The organism is Streptomyces sp. NPDC025833 (genome assembly GCF_055558055.1).
Map to the genome: position 1 here is coordinate 68258 of NZ_JBVHNF010000018.1, position 15010 is coordinate 83267.

17 protein-coding genes and 1 pseudogene are annotated in these 15010 nt (G+C 75.1%); 13 read left to right on the top strand and 5 right to left on the bottom strand.

What is annotated here, in order from left to right:
• Positions 1 to 12 precede the first annotated feature (12 nt).
• Positions 13 to 1251 carry an MFS transporter gene (locus ACZ4K2_RS29100; protein ID WP_467469498.1) on the top strand — a complete coding sequence of 413 codons (1239 nt, stop codon included), beginning with the start codon at positions 13 to 15 and terminating at the stop codon, positions 1249 to 1251.
• A 28-nt stretch (positions 1252 to 1279) separates the two neighbouring features.
• Here the strand turns inward: ACZ4K2_RS29100 and ACZ4K2_RS29105 are convergent, their stop codons facing one another.
• A complete protein-coding gene (locus ACZ4K2_RS29105) occupies positions 1280 to 1915 on the bottom strand; it encodes a TIGR03085 family metal-binding protein (protein WP_467469500.1) in 636 nt (211 codons plus the stop codon).
• Between the two features lie 82 nt (positions 1916 to 1997).
• Here ACZ4K2_RS29105 and hisI point away from each other — a divergent pair, with 82 nt between their 5' ends.
• From hisI to lgt, 11 genes are all read left to right on the top strand, one after another.
• Positions 1998 to 2399 carry a phosphoribosyl-AMP cyclohydrolase gene (hisI, locus tag ACZ4K2_RS29110; protein WP_467469501.1) on the top strand — a complete coding sequence of 134 codons (402 nt, stop codon included), beginning with the start codon at positions 1998 to 2000 and terminating at the stop codon, positions 2397 to 2399.
• Between the two features lie 11 nt (positions 2400 to 2410).
• On the top strand, positions 2411 to 3916 hold the full coding sequence (locus tag ACZ4K2_RS29115; protein WP_467469503.1) for an anthranilate synthase component I: 1506 nt from the start codon (positions 2411 to 2413) through the stop codon (positions 3914 to 3916).
• Positions 3917 to 3941: 25 nt separating this feature from the next.
• Positions 3942 to 4580: a TIGR02234 family membrane protein gene (locus ACZ4K2_RS29120; protein WP_467469505.1), complete on the top strand. Its 639-nt coding sequence runs from the start codon at positions 3942 to 3944 to the stop codon at positions 4578 to 4580.
• 221 nt (positions 4581 to 4801) lie between these two features.
• On the top strand, positions 4802 to 5059 hold the full coding sequence (locus ACZ4K2_RS29125) for an HGxxPAAW family protein (protein ID WP_467469507.1): 258 nt from the start codon (positions 4802 to 4804) through the stop codon (positions 5057 to 5059).
• Between the two features lie 172 nt (positions 5060 to 5231).
• Positions 5232 to 5696, top strand: a complete 465-nt coding sequence (locus ACZ4K2_RS29130; RefSeq protein ID WP_467469509.1) for a DUF2752 domain-containing protein — start codon at positions 5232 to 5234, stop codon at positions 5694 to 5696.
• A 134-nt stretch (positions 5697 to 5830) separates the two neighbouring features.
• The gene (gene trpC, locus ACZ4K2_RS29135) at positions 5831 to 6640 is read left to right on the top strand and encodes an indole-3-glycerol phosphate synthase TrpC (RefSeq protein ID WP_467469511.1); all 810 of its coding nucleotides are present in this window, start codon (positions 5831 to 5833) and stop codon (positions 6638 to 6640) included.
• A 22-nt stretch (positions 6641 to 6662) separates the two neighbouring features.
• On the top strand, positions 6663 to 6830 hold the full coding sequence (gene trpM, locus ACZ4K2_RS29140) for a tryptophan biosynthesis modulator TrpM (RefSeq protein ID WP_467469513.1): 168 nt from the start codon (positions 6663 to 6665) through the stop codon (positions 6828 to 6830).
• 141 nt (positions 6831 to 6971) lie between these two features.
• The gene (gene trpB / locus ACZ4K2_RS29145) at positions 6972 to 8255 is read left to right on the top strand and encodes a tryptophan synthase subunit beta (protein ID WP_467469515.1); all 1284 of its coding nucleotides are present in this window, start codon (positions 6972 to 6974) and stop codon (positions 8253 to 8255) included.
• Positions 8252 to 9070, top strand: coding sequence for a tryptophan synthase subunit alpha (gene trpA, locus ACZ4K2_RS29150; RefSeq protein ID WP_467469517.1), 819 nt, complete (start codon positions 8252 to 8254; stop codon positions 9068 to 9070). Before trpB ends, trpA begins: the two co-directional genes overlap by 4 nt.
• Positions 9071 to 9167: 97 nt before the next feature.
• Entirely contained in the window at positions 9168 to 9941 is a 774-nt protein-coding gene (locus ACZ4K2_RS29155) for a DsbA family protein (RefSeq protein WP_467469519.1), read from the top strand.
• Between the two features lie 83 nt (positions 9942 to 10024).
• Positions 10025 to 11002, top strand: coding sequence for a prolipoprotein diacylglyceryl transferase (lgt, locus tag ACZ4K2_RS29160; protein ID WP_467469521.1), 978 nt, complete (start codon positions 10025 to 10027; stop codon positions 11000 to 11002).
• 127 nt (positions 11003 to 11129) lie between these two features.
• Here the strand turns inward: lgt and ACZ4K2_RS29165 are convergent, their stop codons facing one another.
• Genes ACZ4K2_RS29165 through ACZ4K2_RS29175 form a run of 3 tightly spaced genes read right to left on the bottom strand, consistent with a single transcriptional unit; the run spans position 11130 to position 14466 of the window.
• Positions 11130 to 11897 carry a PfkB family carbohydrate kinase gene (locus ACZ4K2_RS29165; protein WP_467469523.1) on the bottom strand — a complete coding sequence of 256 codons (768 nt, stop codon included), beginning with the start codon at positions 11895 to 11897 and terminating at the stop codon, positions 11130 to 11132.
• Complete coding sequence (locus ACZ4K2_RS29170) at positions 11894 to 13294, bottom strand: ADP-ribosylglycohydrolase family protein (protein WP_467469728.1); 1401 nt, start codon at positions 13292 to 13294, stop codon at positions 11894 to 11896. Before ACZ4K2_RS29170 ends, ACZ4K2_RS29165 begins: the two co-directional genes overlap by 4 nt.
• Complete coding sequence (locus tag ACZ4K2_RS29175) at positions 13282 to 14466, bottom strand: ADP-ribosylglycohydrolase family protein (RefSeq protein WP_467469525.1); 1185 nt, start codon at positions 14464 to 14466, stop codon at positions 13282 to 13284. The genes ACZ4K2_RS29170 and ACZ4K2_RS29175 overlap by 13 nt, the downstream gene beginning before the upstream one ends.
• 29 nt (positions 14467 to 14495) lie before the next feature.
• Between ACZ4K2_RS29175 and ACZ4K2_RS29180 the strand changes: the two genes are divergently transcribed.
• Complete coding sequence (locus ACZ4K2_RS29180) at positions 14496 to 14717, top strand: hypothetical protein (protein ID WP_467769980.1); 222 nt, start codon at positions 14496 to 14498, stop codon at positions 14715 to 14717.
• On the opposite strand, the pseudogene ACZ4K2_RS29185 reads toward ACZ4K2_RS29180, so the two are convergent.
• Positions 14645 to 14887: pseudogene (locus tag ACZ4K2_RS29185) on the bottom strand (ADP-ribosylglycohydrolase family protein); the annotation flags it as partial. The gene ACZ4K2_RS29180 and the pseudogene ACZ4K2_RS29185 sit on opposite strands and share 73 nt — an antisense overlap.
• Positions 14888 to 15010: the final 123 nt, after the last annotated feature.

The following is a 15010-nucleotide window of genomic DNA, read 5'->3' on the forward strand; positions in this document are numbered from 1 at the left end:
GAGGCCCCCGCCATGACCGCCACCACGGCCCCGGCCGCCGCCACCCAGGACCGGCCCGCCCACCGCGACGCCAACGTCCTGCGCTGGCTCGCCGCCTACACCTCCTCGATGCTCGGCGACAGCGTCTACTACCTCGCCCTGTCCTGGGCCGCCGTCCAGGCCGGCACCCCCGCCCAGGCCGGACTCGTCATGTCCGCCAGCGCGCTGCCCCGGGCCGTGCTGATGCTCGGCGGCGGCGTGATCGCCGACCGCCTCGGGCCGCGCCGGGTCGTCATCGGCAGCGACGCCGTGCGCTGCGCCGCCGTCCTCGCCGTCGCCGCCCTGCTGTTCGCCACCAGCCCGGGGCTGTGGCCGCTCGCCCTGCTCGCGCTGGTCTTCGGCACCGTCGACGCCGTCTTCCTGCCCGCCGTGGGCGCCCTGCCGGCCCGGCTCACCGGCAAAAGCCAGCTCGCCCGGGTCCAGGGCATGCGCGGCCTCGCCATCCGGTTCGCCGGTGTGGCCGGCGCCCCGCTCGGCGGGCTCGGCGTGGCCCTCGGCGGCGCGGCCGCGGCCTTCGCGCTCGCCGGTCTGCTCATCGCCGTCTCGGTGCCCCTGCTGCTGTCCGTCCGGCTGCGCGAGACGCCCGCGCCCGGCACCACCACCACGGCCTGGAGCGACCTCAAGGACGGCCTGCGGTACATCCGCCGGCACCCCGTCCTCGCCCCGCTCATGGTGGCCATCGCCCTCGGCGACCTCGGCTTCGTCGGCCCGCTGAACGTCGGCCTGACCCTGCTCGCCGACCGGCGCGGCTGGGGCGCCTCCGGCATGGGCTGGATACTCGCGGGGTTCGGGGCCGGCGCCGGGGCCGCCTCGCTCCTGCTGGCCGTCCGGGGCCGGCTGCCCCGGGCCGGGCTCGTCATCGGGTGCGCGTGCGCCACCGGCTCCGTCGCCGTCGGCGCCCTCGCCTTCGTCCCCACCCTGGCCGCCGCCGTCGGCACGGCGCTGCTCGTCGGCCTGCTCACCGGCCTCAGCGGCGCGCTCTGCGGGGCGCTGCTCCAGACCCGGTCCGACCCCGCCCGCCTGGGCCGCGTCACCGCCGTCTCCAGCCTCGTCAGCCTCGGCCTCACCCCGCTGAGCATGCCCTTCGCGGCCGCCGCGATCGGCGCCTTCGGACTCGGCCCGGTCTACGCGGGCAGCGCCGCCGTCTGCGGACTCGGCGGGGTCGTCGCCCTCGTCGTACCGGCCCTGCGCCGCGCCGAACTGCCCGGCTGACGCGGCCCCGCCGAACCCGGCGGGCGGCTCAGATGCCCAGCTGCCTCGACTCGTGCAGCTTCGTGATCGCCTCCGCCTCGCCGTCCAGCTCCACCCTGGCCGCGCTCTGCCGGCCGTACGCGAACAGCAGCAGCTCCGACGGCTCACCGGTCACCGTGACCACCGGCGTGCCCCGGTGCGCGACCACCGTCTGGCCGTCCGGGCGGCGCAGCACCAGCCCCGTCGGCACCCCCCGGCTCATCAGCCGCGCGGTGCGCTCCAGCCGCGACCACAGCGCGTCCTGGAACACCGGGTCCAGCTCACGCCGGCCCCAGTCCGGCTGCGCACGGCGGACGTCCTCCGTGTGGACGTAGAACTCGACGATGTTCGCGGCCTCGTCGACCTGCTTGAGCTGGAAGGGCGAGAAGCGCGGCGGACCGGTGCGGATGAGCCGGATCAGCTCCCCGTAGGGCTTGGCGGTGTACTCGGCCATCACCTTCTCCAGGCGCGACGCGAGCGGCTTGATCAGCACCCCGCCGGCCGCGTCCGGGCGGCGCTCGCGCACGAGCACGTGCGCCGCCAGGTCCCGGGTCCGCCAGCCCTCGCAGAGGGTCTCGGCATCCGGTCCGACGGTTTCCAGGAGGTCGGCGAGCAGCAGCCGTTCACGCTGGGCGAAGGTCGACATGGGATCAGCCTACGACCAGGGGCCGAGTCCGCGCAGTGGACGCCGCGCGGCCCCGCCGCGGCCGCGCGGCACAATGGCACCCATGACCCGTACGACCGGCACCCCCCGGCCCAGCAGCCTCGACCCGCAGATCGCCGCGCGGCTCAAGCGCGGCGCCGACGGACTCGTCCCCGCCATCGCCCAGCAGTACGACACCGGTGAGGTGCTCATGCTCGGCTGGATGGACGACGAGGCGCTGTACCGCACGCTCACCACCGGCCGCTGCACCTACTGGTCGCGCAGCCGCGGGGAGTACTGGGTCAAGGGCGACACCTCCGGCCACGTCCAGTGGGTGAAGTCGGTCGCGCTGGACTGCGACGCCGACACGCTCCTCGTCAGGGTCGACCAGGTGGGCGCCGCCTGCCACACCGGCGCGCGGACCTGCTTCGACGAGGACGTCCTGCTGCGGGACGCGGATTGCGCCGCTCCGGCAGCCGGTCAGTAAGGTCAGCCGCCATGGACCAAGAGACCTTCCGCAAGCTGGCCGCCGACCGCCGCGTCATCCCGGTCACGCGCAAGCTCCTCGCCGACGGCGACACCCCGGTCGCGCTCTACCGCAAGCTCGCCGCGGAGCGCCCCGGCACCTTCCTGCTGGAGTCCGCGGAGAACGGCCGGTCCTGGTCCCGCTACTCCTTCGTCGGGGTGCGCAGCGCCGCCACCCTCACCGCGCGGGACGGGCAGGCCCACTGGCTCGGCACCCCGCCGGTCGGCGTCCCCACGGACGGCGACCCCCTCGCCGCCCTGCGCGCCACCCTCCAGACCCTGCACACCCCCCACCAGGAGGACCTGCCGCCCTTCACCGGCGGCATGGTCGGATACCTGGGCTACGACATCGTCCGCCGGCTGGAGAAGATCGGCCCCGGCGAGCGCGACGACCTCCGGCTCCCCGAGCTGACCATGCTCCTGACCAGCGACCTCGCCGTCATGGACCACTGGGAGGGCTCGGTCCTGCTGATCGCCAACGCGATCAACCACAACGACCTGGAGACGGGCGTCGACGAGGCGTACGCGGACGCCGTGGCCCGGCTCGACGCCATGGAGGCCGACCTCACGCGCGCGGTGGCCCAGCCGCCCGCCGTCCTGCCGCCCTCCGAACTGCCCGAGTACACCGCGCTGTGGGGCGGACCGGACTTCCAGGCGGCCGTCGAGGACGTCAAGGAGCGCATCCGCGCGGGCGAGGCGTTCCAGGTCGTGCCCTCCCAGCGGTTCGAGACCCCCTGCACGGCGAGCGCCCTGGACGTCTACCGGGTCCTGCGCGCCACCAACCCCTCGCCGTACATGTACCTCTTCCGCTTCGACGGGTTCGACGTCGTCGGCTCCTCGCCGGAGGCGCTGGTGAAGGTCGAGGACGGGCGCGCGATGGTCCACCCCATCGCCGGCACCCGGCCCCGCGGCGCCACCCCGCAGGCGGACCAGGCACTCGCCGAGGAACTGCTCGCCGACCCCAAGGAGCGCGCCGAGCACCTGATGCTCGTCGACCTCGGCCGCAACGACCTCGGCCGGGTCTGCGAGCCCGGCTCGGTCGAGGTGGTCGACTTCATGTCCGTCGAGCGCTACTCGCACGTGATGCACATCGTCTCGACCGTCACCGGCAAGGTGTCCGAAGGCCGCACGGCCTACGACGTGCTCACCGCCTGCTTCCCCGCGGGCACCCTCTCCGGCGCCCCCAAGCCCCGCGCCATGCAGATCATCGACGAGCTGGAGCCGTCCCGGCGCGGTCTGTACGGCGGCTGCGTCGGATACCTGGACTTCGCCGGCGACTCCGACACCGCGATCGCCATCCGCACCGCCCTGATCCGCGAGGGCACGGCGTACGTCCAGGCCGGAGCGGGCGTCGTCGCCGACTCCGACCCGGTCGCGGAGGACCAGGAGTGCCGCAACAAGGCGGCCGCGGTGCTGCGGGCGGTGCACACGGCGAACCGCCTCGGACGGCAGGGGGCCCCGCAGGGGAACCCCGGGTGACCGCCGGGCCGGGGTTCAGGCGATAGTGGAGTACGTGACTGCCGTACCTGACCCCCGCCCCGAAGCCGCCGAGCCCGCCCGGTCCGGCCGGCGGAGCCTCGCCGTGGCCCTCCTGTCCGGTGCGCTCGGCGCGGCCGTGACGCTGCTCGCGACCCGGCAGCGCTGGGCGGAGGGCACCGCCACGGTGGCCGGCGGCGCGTTCCCGCTGACCGCCAAGGGCAGCGACGTCACGGGTGTCCCGGCGGCCCTCGCCGTCGTGGGCCTCGCCGCGCTCGTCGCCGTCTTCGCCGTCCGCGGGGCCGGCCGCCTCGTCGTCTCCGCACTGCTCGCGCTCTCCGGTGCGGGGATCGCCGCCGCGGCCCTCGCGAAGGCCTCCGACGGCTCGGTGCTCGACGAGCGGGCCGCCGAGGTCAGCGGCGACACCGCGGCCGCGGTCGGCGCGCTCGGCCACACCGGCTGGCCCTACGTCGCGGCCGCCGGCGGCCTGCTGATCCTGCTCGCCGGTCTGCTCGCCCTGCGCTACGGCAGCCGGTGGCCCGCGATGTCCGGCCGCTACGAGCGGGGCACCGCCCGCCCCCGGCGCACGGCCCGGCCCGTCGACCCGGAGCGGCCCGAGGAGATCTGGAAGGCCCTGGACCGGGGCGAGGACCCGACGGGCGCCTGAACCCCCGCCGCACCTCCCGCCCCTCCCGCCCCTTGCGCACCCGGCGCACCGGCACCGCGGCGCGGGTGTGGTGCATCAGACCCGACCCCCGCGTCCGGCACGCGCACGCGTACGGGACAATGGAGCCGAGCGTCCGGCTCGGACAGTGACGGGCGGGCTCGAACCGTACAGACGCGTACGGCGGCTACGTCGACACGTATACAGCAACGAGGAGCAAAGTCATGGCGGGCAGCAGCCACGGTCACACCCCGGCCGCCTGGACCGGTGTCATCATCGCCTTCATCGGTTTCTGCGTCTCGGGCGCCTTCATGGTGATGGCCCAGCCGATCGGCTTCTGGGCCGGCATGGTGATCGTGGTCCTCGGCGGCGTCGTCGGCGTCATCATGCGCGCGATGGGTCTCGGCCAGCCGAAGGCGGCCCACACCCCGCCGCACACCGCCCCCGCCGCGACCCGCGAGCCGGCCGGCGCGGAGGGCTGAGCCCAGGTCTTCCCCGCGAGGGCGGCCCGGCACCGGCGAGGTGCGGGCCGCCCTCCGGCGTGCCCGGCCCCCGCACCGGAGCGGCCCGGCGCGTGCGACCCACACCGCAGCGGCCCGCGCCCATACGGCGCACGCGCGGGCGTGCGCCGCGCCGGCGCGGGAGAATGCCCGCGTGAACGCCGACAGCCGCACCGCCCCGACCCCGGCCCCCCGCGGCGGGACGGCACCGGCCGCGCCCGCCTCCGCCGCGCGGCGGCTCGGCGTCCCGCTGGGTCTCCTCGCGGCCGTCGCCGGGGCCTTCACCTACGTCGGCGCCGTCGACCCCGGCCGGCCCGGCCACTACCCCGTCTGTCCCCTGTACGCCCTCACCGGCCTGTACTGCCCCGGCTGCGGCGGACTGCGCAGCGCGCACGCCTTCGTCCACGGCGACCTCCCGGCCGCCCTGCACGCCAACGCGCCGGGCGTGGCGGCCTACCTGGCCTTCGCGGTGCTGTGGACCGTCTGGGTGGTCCGGGCGGCCCGCGGCCGGCCGCTCCGGCTCGGCCTCGGACCGGCGCACCTGTGGGCCGCCGGCGCGTTGCTGCTCGTCTTCACCGTCGTCCGCAACCTGCCGTCCGGCGGCTGGCTGCGCCCCTGACCGCGCGGGACGGTCCACCTCGTGGGACCGGTGCCCACTGGATGCGGAGCCCCGGCGCGGGTGCGGATACCATCGCAAGGACCAATGGTTTTCAGAAGCCCGAAGGAACCACCGTCTGAAAGGGGGCCGCTCGCGTGAGTGTGCTCGACGAGATCATCGACGGAGTCCGTGCCGACCTCGCGGAGCGGCAGGCGCGCGTCAGCCTCGACGAGCTCAAGGAGCGCGCGGCCAAGGCGCGTCCCGCCAAGGACGGGGTGGCCGCGCTCAAGGGTGACGGCGTCAAGGTGATCTGCGAGGTCAAGCGCTCCAGCCCCTCCAAGGGCGCGCTGGCCGCGATCGCCGACCCGGCCGGGCTCGCCGCGGACTACGAGGCGGGCGGCGCGGCCGTCATCTCCGTCCTCACCGAGGAGCGCCGCTTCGGCGGTTCGCTCGCCGACCTGGAGGCGGTCCGCGCGCGCGTGGACATCCCGGTGCTGCGCAAGGACTTCATCGTCACCTCGTACCAGCTCTGGGAGGCCCGCGCGTACGGCGCGGACCTCGCGCTGCTGATCGTGGCCGCCCTGGACCAGCCGGCCCTGGAGTCGCTGATCGAGCGGGCGGTGTCCATCGGCCTGACCCCGCTCGTCGAGGTGCACGACGAGGACGAGGTCGAGCGGGCGGTGGACGCGGGCGCCAAGATCATCGGCGTCAACGCGCGCAACCTGAAGACGCTGGAGGTCGACCGCGGCACCTTCGACCGGGTCGCCCCGGAGATCCCCGACCACCTCGTCAAGGTCGCCGAGTCCGGCGTCCGCGGCCCGCACGACCTGATCGCCTACGCCAACGCCGGCGCCGACGCGGTGCTGGTCGGCGAGTCCCTGGTCACCGGCCGCGACCCGAAGGCGGCCGTGGCCGACCTGGTGGCGGCGGGCGAGCATCCCGCACTGCGGCACGGACGCGGCTGATCCCCCGCTAGGCTGGACACCGATGACTCTCACCCTGACGACCGTGGACCGGTACGCCCGCCTCGCGCGCGGCTGTCGCCCCCGCGGCTGCCGTGCCCCGGCCCGGCGCGTCCACGGCCGCAGGGTGCGGTACGTGATCGGTGACGAGCCCGGCCAGGTCAACGGCATGCGATGGCACCGCGCCCATTAGGGGCGCGGGACTCTCCTTCTCCTTCTCCGACGCGGCCACGCCGCACGGGCCCGGCCGGCCGGCCACGGCCCGCGGCGGCCCGTCCTCCCCGCTCCCCACGGCGATCAGTGTCTCTTCCCGCACTCACCGTGAGGTTTCCGCATGCCCAGCGAGTTCTTCATCCCCGACCCCGGCGGTCAGGTCCCCAGCCCCGAGGGCTACTTCGGCGCGTTCGGCGGCAAGTTCATCCCGGAGGCCCTCGTCGCCGCCGTGGACGAGGTCGCCGTCGAGTACGACAAGGCGAAGGCCGACCCGGAGTTCGCCCGTGAGCTCGACGACCTGCTCGTCCACTACACCGGCCGCCCCAGCGCGCTGACCGAGGTGCCGCGGTTCGCCGAACACGCCGGCGGCGCCCGGGTGTTCCTCAAGCGCGAGGACCTCAACCACACCGGCTCCCACAAGATCAACAACGTGCTCGGCCAGGCCCTGCTCACCCGGCGGATGGGCAAGACCCGGGTCATCGCCGAGACCGGGGCCGGCCAGCACGGCGTCGCCACGGCCACCGCCTGCGCCCTGTTCGGCCTCGAATGCACCATCTACATGGGCGAGATCGACACCGAGCGGCAGGCCCTCAACGTGGCCCGCATGCGCATGCTCGGCGCCGAGGTCGTCGCCGTGAAGTCCGGCAGCCGCACCCTCAAGGACGCCATCAACGAGGCGTTCCGCGACTGGGTCGCCAACGTCGACCGCACCCACTACCTGTTCGGCACGGTCGCCGGTCCGCACCCCTTCCCGGCCATGGTCCGCGACTTCCACCGGGTCATCGGCGTCGAGGCCCGCCGCCAGATCCTGGAGCGCGCCGGGCGCCTCCCGGACGCGGCTGTCGCCTGCGTCGGCGGCGGCTCCAACGCCATCGGCCTCTTCCACGCCTTCATCCCCGACGAGGGCGTCCGCCTGATCGGCTGCGAGCCCGCCGGGCACGGCATCGAGACCGGGGAGCACGCGGCCACCCTGACCGCGGGCGAGCCCGGCATCCTGCACGGCTCCCGCTCGTACGTCCTCCAGGACGAGGAGGGCCAGATCACCGAGCCGTACTCGATCTCGGCCGGCCTGGACTACCCGGGCATCGGCCCTGAGCACTCCTACCTGAAGGACTCCGGCCGCGGCGAGTACCGCGCGGTCACCGACGACGCGGCCATGCAGGCCCTGCGTCTGCTGTCGCGGACCGAGGGCATCATCCCGGCCATCGAGAGCGCCCACGCCCTCGCCGGCGCCCTGGAGGTCGGCAGGGAGCTGGGCGGGGACGGCCTGATCGTCGTCAACCTGTCCGGCCGCGGTGACAAGGACATGGACACCGCCGCCCGCTACTTCGGCCTCTACGACACCGACGCCGAGGTGGCCGCCGACGCGGCCGACACCGCCGAGATCGAGGGGGACGCCAAGTGAGCGGCAACCAGCAGCTGTTGACGGACACCCTCGCCGCCGCCCGGGCGGAGGGCCGGGCCGCGCTCATCGCCTACCTCCCGGCCGGTTTCCCGACCGTGGACGGCGGCATCGAGGCGGTCCGGGCCGTCTTCGACGGCGGCGCCGACGTCGTCGAGGTCGGCCTGCCGCACAGCGACCCGGTGCTCGACGGCCCGGTCATCCAGACCGCCGACGACATCGCCCTGCGCGGCGGCGTGAAGATCGCCGACGTGCTGCGGACGGTCCGCGAGGCGCACCGGGCGACCGGCAAGCCGGTACTCGTCATGACGTACTGGAACCCCATCGACCGCTACGGCGTCGAGCGGTTCACCGCCGAGCTGGCCGAGGCGGGCGGCGCCGGCTGCATCCTGCCCGACCTGCCGGTGCAGGAGTCGGCCCTCTGGCGCGAGCACGCCGAGAAGCACGGCCTCGCGACCGTCTTCGTCGTGGCGCCGAGCAGCAGGGACGAGCGGCTCGCCGAGATCACCGCGGCGGGCAGCGGCTTCGTCTACGCCGCCTCGCTGATGGGCGTCACCGGTACCCGCGCGTCCGTCGGGGCGCAGGCCGAGGACCTGGTCCGGCGCACCCGCGGCACCGGCAGCGGCCTGCCCGTCTGCGTCGGCCTCGGCGTCTCCGACGCGGCCCAGGCGGCCGAGGTCGCCGGCTTCGCCGACGGGGTCATCGTGGGCTCGGCGTTCGTGAAGCGGATGCTGGACGCCCCGGACCACGCCTCCGGCCTCGCGGCGGTCCGCGAACTGGCCGGCCTGCTGGCGGAGGGCGTGCGCCGGCGGGTGTGACCACGGGTGACGTCCCGCCACACAGGAGTCGGTCACTCGAACGAGTGGACCTCCGGCCGGGGAGGCGCGCTGCGCCTCCCCGGTTCGTTCTGGGGGTGTGAGCGAGAAGAACCGTGACGGAAAGCGCACCGCCCGGGAGCGGCTGGCGGTCGAGCGTGAGAAGCAGAAGGCCGGGGAGAAGCGGCGGCGCGCGCTGATCGTGGGCGCGAGCGTCGTCTGCGTCCTGGGCCTCGCGGCGGTGATCGGCGTGGTCGCCGCGAACGCGGGCAAGAACAAGGGCGCCGGCGCGGGCCCGGCCGTGGCGCCCTCGGGCGCGCAGGGCAAGGACGGCCTGGCGATCCCGGTCGGCAAGGACGGCGCCAAGTCCACGCTCACCGTGTGGGAGGACTTCCGCTGCCCGGCCTGCCAGGCGTTCGAGGCGGCGTACCGGCCGACCCTGCACGAACTGGCCGACGCCGGCAAGCTCCGGATCGACTACCACCTGGTCCGCCTGATCGACGGCAACCTGGGCGGCAGCGGCTCGCTGCGCGCCGCGAACGCCGCGGCCTGCGCCCAGGACGCCGGGAAGTTCCGCGAGTACCACGACGTGCTGTACGCGAACCAGCCCAAGGAGACCGACGACGCCTTCGCGAGCAACGCCAAGCTGATCAAGCTGGCCGGCAAGGTGCCGGGCCTGGACACACCCGCCTTCCGCAAGTGCGTCGACGGCGGCACCCACGACGCCTGGGTGGAGAAGTCACAGCAGGCGTTCCGGACCGGCGGTTACAACGGCACGCCCACGGTGCTGTTCGGCGGCAAGAACATCTACGAGGACCGGTCGATGACGCCGGCCAGGCTCAAGCAGATGGTGGAATCGGCCGCCCGGGGATGAGCGTTCTCCCCGCCCCCTGTTATGGAGCCGTAGCCGGGCTGTTTACCGTCCCCACGGCCCGGCACGGTAGCGTCGGATCTGCCATGAACCTTGCCTACATCCCCAGCCCGTCGCACGGGGTGCTGTACCTCGGCCCCATCCCGCTGCGCGGCTACGCCTTCTGCATCATCATCGGCGTCTTCGTTGCCGTCTGGTTCGGCAACAAGCGCTGGGTCGCCCGCGGTGGGCAGTCCGGCACGGTCGCCGACATCGCCGTCTGGGCGGTGCCGTTCGGCCTGGTCGGGGGCCGGCTCTACCACGTGATCACGGACTACGAGCTGTACTTCGGCGACGGCCGTGACTGGGTGGACGCCTTCAAGGTGTGGGAGGGCGGCCTCGGCATCTGGGGCGCGATCGCGCTCGGCGCGCTCGGCGCGTGGATCGGCGCGCGGCGCCGGGGCATCCCGCTGCCCGCCTACGCCGACGCCGTCGCACCCGGGATCGCCTTCGCACAGGCGATCGGCCGCTGGGGCAACTGGTTCAACCAGGAGCTGTACGGCCGCGAGACGCACGTCCCCTGGGCGCTGCACATCACCTCTTCCGAGGGCGGCCGGGTGCCGGGCTACTACCACCCGACCTTCCTCTACGAGTCCCTGTGGTGCGTCGGCGTCGGCCTCCTGGTGATCTGGGCGGACCGCCGCTTCAAGCTGGGGCGCGGCCGGGCGTTCGCGCTGTACGTCGCCGCGTACTGCCTGGGCCGCGGCTGGATCGAGTACATGCGGGTGGACGACGCCCACCACATCCTGGGCCTGCGCCTCAACGACTGGACCGCACTCGGCGTCTTCCTGCTCGCCGTGCTGTACATGGTGGTGTCGGCGAGGAAGCGGCCGGGGCGGGAGGCCGTCGTCGAACCGGCCGCGGTCGCCGCGGGCGCTCCGGCCGAGGCGGTCACCGACGCCCCGGGCGAGGGTGCGGAGGCCACCGGGGACGAGGGCGAGGGCACGGCCGGGAACTCCGCGGAGCAGCCGCGGGACCCGGCGGAGGTGCCGAAGGACGAGGCGGGGTCGGCCAAGAAGGGCTGACGGCCGCCGGTCAGGCAACGAGGGCGCCCGGGGCATCCGGGCGCCCTCGCCGCGTTCCCAGGCCGTGGTCCCGCGTCGCTTCGCGCTGCCGGGCCCGTCGGGCGCGGGGTCGGTCAGGAGCCGTGGGTCAGGTTCTCCGGGTCAGCGAGAGGGTGCGGCGGGCCATGGCCACCGCCGCCGCGTCGACGAAGCGGCCGTCGGGCAGGGCCGGGGCGCCCGGGCCGGCCGCCGCCGCCTCCGTGACCGCCTCCGCGTGCTCGATCTCCGCGGGCGTCGGCAGGTACGCCCGCTCGATCACCGGAAGCTCCTCGCGCGGGTCGGCGCGGTCGGTGAGGGTGACCGCCTCGTACCCGTTCGGCACCGGCAGGCCGGTGGCGGCCAGGGGGTCCGGCGGCAGCTCCCGGGCCGGTGCGGCGGTGCGGACCGTGCGCACCCCGTGCCGGCGGGCCGCCTCCGCGCCCGCGACGACCGCCGCGAGCGGGATCTCCGGTTGCAGCAGGGCGTCGGTGGTGGCGATCAGCCCTTCGTCGCCGGGGGAGAGGTGGTCGACGGTGCCGTCGGCGCCCGGGACGACCGTGATCGCGTTGCCGCCCTCGTCGTCCACCACGATGTGCGCGGTGCCGGAGAGGCCCTCCACCGTGCGCGGGAAGCCGGTGTCCGCACCGGAGTGCTCCAGGGTGTCGCGCGGCCGCGCCCCGAACGCGGCGTCGCCGACCGTGCCGATCATCGGGACGGTGGCCCCGGCTCGGGCCGCGGCGATCGCCCGGTTGGCGCCCTCGCCGCCGGGGACCGTACGGAACTTGCGCCCGGTCAGGGTCTCGCCGAGCCGCGGGGCCCTCGGCACGCAGGTGACGAGGGCCGTGTCCGTACTGTCGAGGACGGCGATGTGGGTCATGGGCGGGTCGCCTCCAGGTGGGTGAGGTGGGCGAGGGTGTCGAAGCCGGTGCCGTCGAAGTCGGCGACGCTGGTGGCCAGCCGGTTCTTCAGCGGGGCCCGCCAGCGTTCGGGGAGGGCCTCGGGGGAGCCCGCGAGCAGTCCGGCGATGCTGCCGGCGGTGGCGCCGTTCGAGTCGGTGTCCAGGCCGCCCGACACCGCGCGGCAGACGGAGCCCCCGAAGTCGCCGTCCGCGTGCGTGAGGGCGGCGGTGATCAGGGCGGTGTTGGGGATGGCGTGGACCCAGTGGTGGCCGGGCGCGTAGCAAGCGTGGAGCGCGTCCACGACCTCGGTGAAGTCCTCGTGCCGCACCGCGAGTTCACGGGCGTGGTCGATCGCCAGGGCGAGGCGGGAACGGGCCGGGACCACCCGGCGGCCGGCGTCCAGGCAGGCGTGCACGTCGTGGGTCGCGGAGGCGGCGGCGATCGCGGCGGCCGTGAACATCGCCGCGTAGACCCCGTTCGCGGTGTGGCTGAGGACCGCGTCGCGGTACGCCTGTTCGGCCGCGGCGGCCGGGTCGCCCGGGTTGGTCCAGCCGTGCACGTCCGCGCGGATCAGGGCGCCGATCCACTCCCGGAAGGGGTTGCGGTGGCGGGCCGTCCGGGGCGGTTCGACACCGCCGAGGAGGTTGCGGACGGCGACGCGCTCGGCGGTGAAGGTGCGGCCGGGCGGCAGCTCGTCCAGCCAGAGCCGGGCCACGTCCGCGGTGCCGAACGAGCGTCCGTACCGCCGCAGCAGGAGCAGGTTGAGCAGCGGGTAGTTCAGGTCGTCGTCCTCGGGCATCCCGTCGATGTTCTCGGCGAGGGAGGTGGCGGCCGAGCGGCGGTTCCACGGGTACGCGGCGAGCAGGTCCGGCGGGACGCCCCTGGCGGTGAAGTAGGTGGTGAGCGGCCAGTTCCCGGTCGCCGCGGCCAGGGCGCGGATGCCGTCCAGGGGCAGTTTCTCCACGGGCTTGCCCAGCAGGCAGCCGGCCGCCCGGCCGAGCCAGGCCGCCTCCAGGGCGCGCGGGTGGTGTCCCGAGGGGGCGCCGGTGCCGCGGCCGTGCCCAGGCGGCTCCCGGCGGCTCGCGGGCGGCGCCGGCCAGTCCGGGCACCGGGACCTGATGCGGGCCAGGTCCGTCGGCTCGTCGTCGGCCAGCGCGCTGGGCAGGTCGGCGAGTTCGTCCAGCAGGTCCTCGGCCAGTTGCCGCAGGTAGCGGGAGACCGGCCGTGCGGAGGCGCCCGCCCGTTCCGGCGCGTCCGGGCCGCCGGCCGCCCGCCAGCGCGCCTCGACCGCCGACGGTTCGCGCCCGTCCAGGCGGGCCTGGCGCAGTTCGTGGCCCAGCAGGTCCTCAGGCTGGACCCAGGTCAGACGGAGCACGGCGGACCTCCGAGCGCGGAGAACGCCCGCTCGTGGGCGCGCCGGCGGCGGACGTCCCGGTCGAAGACCTCCCGCGCGACCGCGGTGAGCGTCCGGGCGGGCGCCCACAGGTCCAGCCGGCTGGCGTCCGCCACCGTCTTCGCCCACTCCTCGGGGACGGGCGAACCGAGCGCGCCCGCGAGGGCGCCGGCCATCGTGGCGATCGAGTCGCAGTCCCGGCCGTAATTGACCGAGCCCAGCACGGCGTGCCGGTAGTCGCCGCGGGCCACCACCAGCATGCCCAGGGCGACGGGGAGTTCCTCGACGGAGTGCAGCCGGGACGGGCGGCGGGCGCCGAGCGAGGGGGCGCGGTAGTCCGGTCCCACGGTGTCGTACGGGGCCACCGCGGCCCGCAGCGGGCCGAGCGCCGACTCGAAGTCCCGATGCCGGGCGGCGACTTCGCAGACCTTCTCGATGGCCGTGCGGGTGCCGTCCCTGGCCAGCGACAGGCAGGCGTCCACCACCGAGTCCGGGGTCGCGCCGGGTGCCGCGGCGGCGGCCACCGCCGCGGCGAGGACACCGGCCGCCTCCCGGCCGTACGACGACTGGTGCGCGCCGGCCACGTCCAGCGCCTCGGCGTAGGCGGCGGCCGGGCAGGCCGCGTTGACCAGGCCGACCGGGGCCATGTACATCGCGGCACCGCAGTTGACGATGTTGCCGACGCCCGCCTCCCGCGGGTCCGCGTGCCCGTAGGCCAGCCGGGCCACCAGCCACTTCTCGGCGAGGAAGAGGCGGTGCAGGGGCAGGGCCTCTGCCTCCAGCTCCGGGATCCAGCGGGGCTCGGTCATCAGGTCCGGCACCAGGTGCTCGGCGACCGCGTACGCGTCGAGGTGGTCGCGGACGCGGTCGTAGACCCGGATCAGCGCGTGGGTCATCAGGGTGTCGTCGGTGACGTGGCCGTCGCCCTTGTGGTACGGCGCGAGGGGACGGGCGGTGCGCCAGGCGTCGCCGTGCCAGGGGCCCACGATCCCCTGGACGCGGCCGCCGTGGCGTTCGGTGATCCGGTCGGGGGAGTAGCCCTCGACCGGGCCGCCGAGGGCGTCGCCGACGGCGGCTCCGACCAGGGCGCCGGTGATGCGGTCGGCGAGACCGCACGGCCCGGGTCCGCCGGTTTCGTGTTCTTCGGGCGTCATGCCCCGAATCATCCTCCTGGCCGGGCCGGTTGCACGGCTTCCAGGAGTCCGGCGAGTTCCACCAGATCGGTGCCGGTGAGCCGGGGCAGGGTGCAGCCGGACAGCAGCCCTCGGCCCGGTCGGCGATCCACTCGTGCCAGGCCGCCTCCACGTGCGCCGGGGTGAGCGCCGACCCGTGCCGGGCCAGCAGCAGCCCGGAGAAGATCGCGTACTCGGTGTCGTCCGTGCCGCACGGCCGCTCGGCGACGTAACCGGTGATGCGGCCCCAGCGGGCGCGGATCTCGGAGGGCTTGAGGTTCTCCGCCGGCGCCCCCAGCGCATCGCCCACGGCCAGCCCGAGCAGCGCACCGCGCGCCCGCTCGCGGAGCCCGGCGGCGTCACCGGGCACCGGGGCCGGGTCGGTGCGGGCGATCGATGCCATGGGCGCCTCCTGGGGGCCGCTCGGGACCTTTGCGGATGTGTCCCACGGGAGGTGTTCCCACGAGCCTCGGCAGCCCCTCTGTCACCCGCCCGGTACGCGGTCCGGCCCTCGCGACCGGGCGCG

Excerpts from the sequence above, each read along its gene's own strand:
- trpM (WP_467469513.1), top strand. The coding sequence starts at position 6,663 with ATGACTCTCACCCTGACGACCGTGGACCGGTACGCCCGCCTCGCGCGC.
- ACZ4K2_RS29105 (WP_467469500.1), bottom strand. The coding sequence starts at position 1,915 with ATGTCGACCTTCGCCCAGCGTGAACGGCTGCTGCTCGCCGACCTCCTG.
- trpB (WP_467469515.1), top strand. The coding sequence starts at position 6,972 with ATGCCCAGCGAGTTCTTCATCCCCGACCCCGGCGGTCAGGTCCCCAGC.
- ACZ4K2_RS29175 (WP_467469525.1), bottom strand. The coding sequence starts at position 14,466 with ATGACGCCCGAAGAACACGAAACCGGCGGACCCGGGCCGTGCGGTCTC.
- ACZ4K2_RS29125 (WP_467469507.1), top strand. The coding sequence starts at position 4,802 with ATGGCGGGCAGCAGCCACGGTCACACCCCGGCCGCCTGGACCGGTGTC.
- lgt (WP_467469521.1), top strand. The coding sequence starts at position 10,025 with ATGAACCTTGCCTACATCCCCAGCCCGTCGCACGGGGTGCTGTACCTC.
- ACZ4K2_RS29165 (WP_467469523.1), bottom strand. The coding sequence starts at position 11,897 with ATGACCCACATCGCCGTCCTCGACAGTACGGACACGGCCCTCGTCACC.
- hisI (WP_467469501.1), top strand. The coding sequence starts at position 1,998 with ATGACCCGTACGACCGGCACCCCCCGGCCCAGCAGCCTCGACCCGCAG.
- ACZ4K2_RS29100 (WP_467469498.1), top strand. The coding sequence starts at position 13 with ATGACCGCCACCACGGCCCCGGCCGCCGCCACCCAGGACCGGCCCGCC.
- ACZ4K2_RS29115 (WP_467469503.1), top strand. The coding sequence starts at position 2,411 with ATGGACCAAGAGACCTTCCGCAAGCTGGCCGCCGACCGCCGCGTCATC.